7 protein-coding genes are annotated in these 8,376 nt (G+C 39.0%); 4 read left to right on the forward strand and 3 right to left on the reverse strand.

Going from position 1 to position 8,376, the window contains the following annotated elements; translation table 11 throughout:
- Positions 1 to 417: 417 nt before the first annotated feature.
- A complete protein-coding gene (locus GMJ66_RS20155; RefSeq protein ID WP_156292101.1) occupies positions 418 to 1,758 on the forward strand; it encodes an amino acid permease in 1,341 nt (446 codons plus the stop codon).
- Here GMJ66_RS20155 and GMJ66_RS20160 read toward each other — a convergent pair whose 3' ends face one another.
- The 3 genes from GMJ66_RS20160 to GMJ66_RS20170 form a co-directional block, all read right to left on the reverse strand.
- Positions 1,759 to 2,391, reverse strand: a complete 633-nt coding sequence (locus tag GMJ66_RS20160; RefSeq protein WP_156292102.1) for a LysE family transporter — start codon at positions 2,389 to 2,391, stop codon at positions 1,759 to 1,761.
- A gap of 712 nt (positions 2,392 to 3,103) precedes the next feature.
- Positions 3,104 to 4,606, reverse strand: a complete 1,503-nt coding sequence (locus GMJ66_RS20165; protein WP_156292103.1) for a malate:quinone oxidoreductase — start codon at positions 4,604 to 4,606, stop codon at positions 3,104 to 3,106.
- 513 nt (positions 4,607 to 5,119) lie between these two features.
- Complete coding sequence (locus GMJ66_RS20170) at positions 5,120 to 6,499, reverse strand: DUF6880 family protein (RefSeq protein WP_156292104.1); 1,380 nt, start codon at positions 6,497 to 6,499, stop codon at positions 5,120 to 5,122.
- Positions 6,500 to 6,835: 336 nt separating this feature from the next.
- Between GMJ66_RS20170 and GMJ66_RS20850 the strand changes: the two genes are divergently transcribed.
- The 3 genes from GMJ66_RS20850 to GMJ66_RS20860 all read left to right on the forward strand — a co-directional run bounded on the left by GMJ66_RS20850 (position 6,836) and on the right by GMJ66_RS20860 (position 8,205).
- Positions 6,836 to 7,195 (forward strand): MFS transporter, encoded by a 360-nt coding sequence (locus GMJ66_RS20850; protein ID WP_231514997.1) that lies wholly within the window; start codon positions 6,836 to 6,838, stop codon positions 7,193 to 7,195.
- A gap of 120 nt (positions 7,196 to 7,315) precedes the next feature.
- Entirely contained in the window at positions 7,316 to 7,492 is a 177-nt protein-coding gene (locus GMJ66_RS20855; protein WP_231514998.1) for a hypothetical protein, read from the forward strand.
- Between the two features lie 128 nt (positions 7,493 to 7,620).
- Positions 7,621 to 8,205: an MFS transporter gene (locus GMJ66_RS20860; protein WP_231514999.1), complete on the forward strand. Its 585-nt coding sequence runs from the start codon at positions 7,621 to 7,623 to the stop codon at positions 8,203 to 8,205.
- The last annotated feature ends 171 nt before the right edge of the window (positions 8,206 to 8,376 follow it).

The following is an 8,376-nucleotide window of genomic DNA, read 5'->3' on the forward strand; positions in this document are numbered from 1 at the left end:
CTTGAAAAAAGTATTTGACATTGTACGCTAAGCAATAAAGAAACAATTCGAACTAATTCGAATTCTAACTAAAGAATTTTGAATCATCGTTCGGATTTTTCTTTAACTAAATCACTTTTTTTGTCCCAGCCTCGTTTTTTTATTTATCGATGAAATGGAAATTGCATAAGGAAACTTTATTTAAAAGAGCTTATCCATATAGGCGATTCACACTTAATAACATATACAATTGGCGGCATAACTCACGGCACCGGGGTGTACATAAAAAGGTACATGAGGAGAGGGGAAAAGCAAGCCAACGAGCTTCCACAGAAAGTGGGTACTTCGACGTTTATCCTCCTTTTTAAAACACGCTTACAGTAATCACTTGTAAATATTACATCATTTATTTCAAGACCACTTGGGGAATTTTATATAATGTCAGTAAGGAGGATCATCATAGTGGAGTCAAAAAAAGAAGAGAAACATATGAAATGGTGGCATCTATCTTTATTTGGAATTGGTTGTACAATTGGTACAGGCTTCTTTTTGGGCACAAGTGTAGGGATTCAGCATGGTGGACCATCTATTGTACTAGCAATCGTTTTGGCCGGAATCGTCACCTATATTGTATTTGACGCATTGGCGAAATTAACCGCAAGTCATCCGGAAAAAGGGGCATTCCGTACCTATGCCAAACAAGCATATGGTCACTGGGCTGGGTTTAGTGTTGGATGGATATATTGGTTTTCCGAAATACTAATCATGGGCAGTCAGCTTACTGCACTATCTATTTTTTCACGGTTTTGGTTTCCGAATATCCCTTTGTGGTTATTCGCGCTTGGATATGCCGTCCTTGGACTTCTTGTTTTATTACTGGGTGCAAAGAAATTGAGTCAAATTGAAAATATATTTGCTGTAATGAAGGTTGCTGCAATTATGATGTTTATCTTGTTAGCCGGAGCCTTTGTTTTTGGGTTGATGGATGGTGTCAAACAATTACATATCCCTTCTAACTTGGATGCATTTTTTCCGACAGGATGGATGGGGTTTTGGGCCAGTCTCATCTTTGCTTTTTACGCATTCGGTGGTATTGAGGTAATGGGCCTCATGGCTGTTCAGTTAAAACAGCCTAAGGAAGCCCCGAAATCAGGAAAAGTGATGATTTTATCGCTGGTCACAATTTACGTGATTTCTTTAGCATTAGCATTGGTTCTAGTGCCCTGGGATGAATTTAATACAGAAAAAAGTCCATTTATTATTGCACTAAAAGACTTTGATTTAGGATTTGTCCCACATATTATTAATGGGGCATTAATTATTGCTGGTTTTTCTACGATGGTGGCATCCTTTTATGGGGTTACAACCATCCTCGTTTCCTTAGCCGAAGATGGGGATGCTCCTTCCTTTTTTGCAAGGGAAGGAAAATTGGCTGTACCGATTCCTTCATTAGTTCTGCTTATAATCGGGATTGCCGTATCGATTGTCATGTCCCTGGTCCTCCCAGATAAAATATATACCTATATCACTACTGCTGCTGGTTTAATGCTTCTTTACAATTGGTTATTTATTATTCTATCTGCCAGAAAGTTAATGAAGGTGCCACAAAAAGCTCAACTCAAATACTATGCAGGAATCCTATTGTTAATTGCAGGGGTTAGTGGTACATTAATTAATCAAACAAACCGTCCTGGATTCCTTATTAGTCTGGTAATTATTGGTCTTATCGGGATTGTAGTACTCTTTATGAACAAAAAGTGGAAAAAGGAACCGCAATAATCATGAATGCTGAATTAATAATAAAATCCCCTGCAACCCAAAATAGAATCCAAACCCAATGAGTGCCACCCCCGAAATAACTGCTACCCCAGTTAGTATACGGGTGTTCAATACTTTGCGGAAGCTGCTCGATACTGCTGCCATGGCTATGTCCCACGTTAATAACCCAATAAAGATTGCACAGCTGTAAAGAATTAAGGCCTCATTCCCATAGCTCGATACCGTTTTGGCAAGGACGGAACCATATATCCCTAACCAAAATAAGATAGTTAACGGATTAGTGATGGACATGATGAACCCTGCGAAAAATGATTTAAATAAAGGCTCTCTATTCCTATCATCACTACTTCTGATTTCCTTCGCACTCACCATACTTTCAATCCCCGTATAAATTAAAACAAAACCCCCAAATAACCATAGGAAGGTTTGAACAAATGGCGTATCCACAACATGAACGACGCCCAAATAAACGATTAACATATAAATAGCATCCGCTGTTACCGCACCAAGCCCGACAAACCAGGCAGGAAAAAAACCTCCCTTAATCCCCCTATCCAACTGGGCTGCATTTACTGGCCCAATTGGTGCTGCCAATGATAAACCTAATAGAATATAGCTAAAAAAAACACCCAAAGTGAACACTCCTTTAATCGATATACCTACTTATTTCTATTCAAAAAAGAGTGCTTGTACAACTAAAATTTTTCGGCAGTATGAGGATGTTCTTTTCAGAAGACTGTTTTCTAAAAGAGTGTTGTATTTGACGTAAAATACATAGAATACGAACTAATGAAAATTCCTATCGTGGTGCCCTCGCTTGGTCTAAAGACGAAAAGCGAGCTTGCTTCCGATCCGGCAGAATAATTCCGTTTGTATCGATATTCGCTCCGGTTCGCTTTCCGTGAGCACGGCCTCAGCCTCATCAAGGAAAACCGCCGCTACGGGGGTCGGAACGTACTATTCCCACAGGACAAGGAACGCGAACTGCAGCTCTACATCGCACAAAGAAAATCGGTTTGTATTTTCGAGGAGTCTACGTATTCTGCCTACGCTAGAGCTGGTTTTCTGATTCGCGTATAGCTATAACCTATAAAAGGGACGTTTCATAATCTACTTCTCATCTGAATAGAGAACTTCTTTATTCCAAGTAAAAAGGATATGTACTCCATCAGATTACTTTTTGCTCGTAAAAATTCTAGTTACCTGTTTGCTATTACGTCTCTTTAACGCTTTTAATTGCGAATAAAAAACCTTCCATCTAAAAGATAGATGAAAGGTTCTATGGTTATTTCGAATGATTTTATTTTTTAATACATTCCCAACTTCGATTTCTAATCCAAAAAAGTTAACTAAAGACAGGATCTTTCTCATTTAAACCAAGCTTCTCCGCTGTTGAAGTATGAATATCCTGCAGAAGCTCCGGGTTTTCCATGAGTGACAGACCATATGAAGGAATCATTTCCTTGATTTTCGGTTCCCATTCTTCTCTATACTGCGGGAAGCATTTTTGAATGACGTCAAGCATTACATGAACGGCAGTAGAAGCACCCGGTGAAGCTCCTAGTAATGCTGCGATGGATCCATCAGCGGCCGTAATCACTTCCGTACCAAATTGGAGCGTACCTTTTCCACCTGTTTCCGTATCTTTAATTACTTGCACACGCTGGCCCGCTACAACTAAATCCCAATCCTCATCTTTCGCATCCGGGATAAACTCACGCAACTCTTCCATGCGCTGCTCTTTCGATAACATGACTTGCTGAATCAAATATTTTGTCAAAGACATTTCTTTCACACCTGCCGCCAGCATCGTAAAGAGATTATCCGGTTTTATGGAAGTAAACAAATCGAACATGGAACCGGTTTTTAGGAACTTTGGCGAGAAACCGGCAAATGGTCCAAATAACAGCGACTTTTTATTGTCGATATATCTTGTATCAAGATGCGGCACAGACATTGGTGGGGCACCGACCTTCGCTTTACCGTAAACCTTTGCATGGTGCTGCGCTACAACATCCGGATTATTACACGACATAAATAATCCACTTACAGGGAATCCTCCAATATGTTTTCCTTCAGGGATACCGGATTTTTGCAGTAAATGCAGGCTTCCTCCCCCGCCCCCGATAAAGACAAACTTTGCAGTATGGCGCTCAACATTACCGCTTTCAAGATTCTGAACCTTCAATTCCCATCTTCCATCACTTGTACGTTTCATATCTTTCACACAATGTTTGTAATGTATATCAACATTTTTACTCTCTAAATGTTCAAACAACATCCGTGTTAAGGAACCGAAGTTAACATCCGTTCCAGAATCGATTTTTGTTGCAGCCACCGGTTCATTGGATGTCCGGTCTTTCATAATAAGTGGAATCCATTCCTTCAGTTTTTCCGGATCGTCGGAGAACTCCATTCCCCGGAACAGAGAATTGTTTGACATTGCTTCATAACGTTTCTTTAAAAAGTTCACATTCTGTTCCCCTTGTACAAAACTCATATGAGGCAAGGGCATGATAAAGTCCTCAGGATTTTGTAACAGCTTTCTGTTTACAAGATAGGACCAAAACTGCTTGGAAATCTGAAACTGCTCGTTAATTTTTATTGCTTTACTAATATCTAGAGATCCATCTGGTTTTTCAACCGTGTAGTTGAGCTCACAAAGTGCGGCATGCCCTGTTCCGGCATTATTCCACTCGTTTGAGCTCTCCTCGCCTGCTTTTGCGAGCTTCTCAAACACTTTTATGTCACACTCTGGTTCTAATTCTTTTAAAAGTGTTCCTAAAGTCGCACTCATAATTCCGGCGCCAATTAAAATAACGTCTGATTTCGTTTCTCTGTTGCCCATTTTAACCAACCTTTTCAACTAAAATTTGGAAAAAAGATGCAGTTGTCACACATAGAAATCTTGGCAGTAGCCAAGATTTCAAGTGATAGCCTTATTTGCACTTGTTCAATTAAGAAAGTTAACACCTTTTTAATCACCAAGCTAAGGTAGGATTCAGTCACACATCTTTTCTATCTCCATTACAGCCGTATCAGATAATTATATATAAAGTGAATCTTCAATCAGTTGAGGTTTTTTCATCCCCAGTAGATTGTTAGATGAACGAATCTAGTATTAACGGGCTGCCCATACCTTCACTAATATTTGGATATCCCAAATTCTTGAAGTGCGGATCTTACAGCCAGTTAATCACATGATAAATAGGAATATATACTATTATACGACAATTTTAAATTATTTTAAAGGTGTTAAATTCTAAACACAGCTGTTTGCCACTTAAGTGACGTACTTACAGCTTTCTCTGGTTCAAGATACTTGGGCACACCCCAAATATCTCTACTAAATATCCAATTCCTATACCGCCGATTTCTCCACCTTCTCCAGCTCATTAACAAACGCAGGCTTTCGATGATAAATTTGCTTTAACTCATGCACTAAATCTTGAAATTTCGATTCCCCGCACGCATTATTGTATATTTTTAATTTCTCACATACGTTCCGGTATTGCTTCCTTTCTGACGCATGTTCCGCTTCTCCTTTAATATGCCTTTTAAATAATTCATCGACCTTGCCTGTATACTCTTCCAATAAATATGGATAGAGTTCTAAAATCGTCATCGGATAAAGTTCACAGTATTGAAGAATTTTATCTGCGCGGTTTTCAGCTTTAGCAATGTACTCATACATATGTGGTAAGTATCCCGATTTATCTTCCAATCCATCGAAAATTTCCTCTATCACCATTTTCCATTGTTCTGGAGGATATAAATCCTTCAGCTTACCATATGCTTCATATTCATTATCATAAACAAACTCTAGTAAGATTTCCTTCTGCTTTACGATATCCTCCAGCGCTTCATAAATCTGTAATCGATATTGCTTCCATTGCTTCATCAGGCCAGGATATTTACTATCATTCTTTTCCCCAGCTTCACAAAGGCTTAAAGCCGACTGATAATTTCCGTTTTCCATCTCTTTTGCAATGGCCATTTCCCTAAATTCATCAAATTGCAAATTTTCTTTGACAAACTGTTCCGCCTTCTCTGTTTCTCCATTTCGCTCAAGAATTTTCAGCTGCAGTTTTTTAATTAGTTCCTGATCATAATCCGATGACAGGGAATTTTCAGTAGAAATCTGCGTATAAAGCTTATCCAGTTCTTCTTCCAGCTTTAGCCTTGCTGAAGAATGCGCAGAATATATCGTACATACATTCAGAAGCTCATGACGCGTATCATTCCATCCATCATAGCGCTTGTGCATCGATTCCTTTAATAGTAAGTCGAACATATTATCCTGTACCCGATGATCCGCAGATAGAAGCACCATGGAAGAGGCATCCTGCAGAAGGGTGAGCGCTTTATTCACAACAAAATCAATATCTCCACCTGAATCATCTGTGTATTGAAGCATGTCAATTACTGTAGAAAGGACCGTAATCCCCAGGCGAACGGCCATTTCCTCTTCCCCATTGACAAGCTTATTCCTGCCTTTATCAAGGACCATCTCTGCTCCTTGCAGTGCAGCATGAACATTTCGCCAGGAGATGAATCCCCGCCTCTTATTCTCGTTGATGTATTTTCGAATTAATTGTTTACTAGCCTTTACTTCGTCTCTAGGGGTGAGGAGTTTAAACTCCAACTTCTTTTGAACATCCTCATCCTCTTCAACTAAATCCATGACTAATTCAACTAATTCCTCTTTCGAAAGCTTAGAAACTTTTTTATGTAAATCCAAATTACCGGACTCCTTCCCAAAAACAAAAAAACAATTTTTATAATTAGTTTACCATAATCTGATTCATGGTGACGTTTCATCTGCTTCCTAAAGCTTACAATAGGAAGCCTCGAAGAAATCTGTGAGAACCACCCCCATATACTTTTTCAGTCAACAAGCATGAATTTATCAATTTGTGCACAAACTAATCTTATGCAGATGTAATTTATAAGGAGAAAGCGAGATGCCTAAACAAACAGTTGAAAATAATTCCTATCATTCCGCGAAAATTCGGCAAATCGCCTTATTTGCTTTAAATATACCGCAACCAATATTTACTTGTTCGTCATCGGATTTGTGACCTATTATGCCACAGGGATTGTAGGTCTAGCCGTTGTAGTAGTAAGTACGGTTCTCGCTGCCATGCGTGCGTTTGATGCCATAACAGATTCCGTCATAGGATTTATTATTGATAAAACAGAATCCAGGTACGGAAAATTCCGGCCAATCATGGTGATCGGAAATCTAATTTTAGCTGTAGCATTTCTACTAATGTATAATATTCATCATTTGCCGGAAGAATTTCGATTAATTGCATTTATTATTACATATGTTATTTACATTATCGGTTATACGATGCAAACCTCAGTTACAAGGTCTGCACAAACAAGTATTAACGAATCATCCGAAACAGCGTCCGATGTTTTCCATTTTTGATTCTGTTTATAATATTTTGCTATTCGCTTTAGGACAAGTATATGTATCCAATTATCTTGTCGGAAAATATGAAGACTTACGATAGATCTTTTTGTCGAGTTTCATACATTAGCAATTAGCATGTCCATCGTATTTACGATTTTAGCAACCATCGCTATTCGTACCAAAAACAGAAAAGAATTTTTCGGATTGGCTGAACAGACAGTGCAAACGAAATTCCGTGATTATTGGCCAGTACTGAAAGGGAATCGCCCAATATCAAATGCTGGTTATTTCAGCATCGACGGAATTGGCTAGTACTACCATGCAGCAGCAGCCTGTTAATGTCATGTTATTCGGTATTATACTAGGGAATTGCTTTAAGTGGGACCATCTCCCTAATCACCATCATACCGGGACTCTTCATTACTTTTGCAGGGGTTTCCATGGCTAGAAGAACGGGTATGAAAAAAGCTTTAGTCAGATTCTCATGGCTTGGAGTTGCTTCCTTTGGTTTACTCATTGTGTTCTTCCTAGTACTGGACAATCCAGAAGCAGCTAATTTTGAAAACTTTAGTATTGCAACTGTAATATTCCTGATTTTATATAGTTTAGGCAGAGGGATATCGACCTTGACTCCATCAATTGTCATCCCAATGATTGCTGATACTTCAGACTATGAAATATACCGAACTGGTCGATATGTACCGGGAATGATGTCGGCATTGTTTTCCTTTGTTGACAAGCTGGTATCATCCTTATCCCCAACAATTGTAGGATTTTTGGTTGCACTTATAGGGTACACAGATGATTTTCCCCAATTAGGTGAAACACTGACAATGTCACTATTCTTAATGACACTGTTTATAGCCTTTGGCATCCCAATTATTGGCTGGGTCATTTCGATTATCGCAATGAAATTCTACAAGCTGGATGGAGAAAAAATGGAAGAAATTCAAGCTGCCATCGCAGAAATGAAGAAAAACAAGAAGCATGGGGACGGTTTCGCTTCTAGATGCCACATTAATTAGCAGAATGAATCAGGAGTTTACCGCTGTATCCCCACTTATCATTCTTGAAGTGGGGATTTAACAGCGCATTTAATCACGTGATTAAAACCTTTTCCATTCACAAATGATTCAGAGTCCATGTTATTGCATGATAAAGAACAAAAGCGCAAGCGCCCGTTTAGCGACGTACGG

The organism is Oceanobacillus salinisoli, assembly GCF_009733865.1.
Lineage (GTDB): Bacteria > Bacillota > Bacilli > Bacillales > Amphibacillaceae > Oceanobacillus > Oceanobacillus salinisoli.

What these genes read in the sequence shown, in the direction of transcription:
- GMJ66_RS20155 (WP_156292101.1), top strand. Translation starts at nt 418, where the DNA reads ATGTCAGTAAGGAGGATCATCATAGTGGAGTCAAAAAAAGAAGAGAAA.
- GMJ66_RS20165 (WP_156292103.1), bottom strand. Translation starts at nt 4,606, where the DNA reads ATGGGCAACAGAGAAACGAAATCAGACGTTATTTTAATTGGCGCCGGA.
- GMJ66_RS20855 (WP_231514998.1), top strand. Translation starts at nt 7,316, where the DNA reads ATGTCCATCGTATTTACGATTTTAGCAACCATCGCTATTCGTACCAAA.
- GMJ66_RS20860 (WP_231514999.1), top strand. Translation starts at nt 7,621, where the DNA reads ATGGCTAGAAGAACGGGTATGAAAAAAGCTTTAGTCAGATTCTCATGG.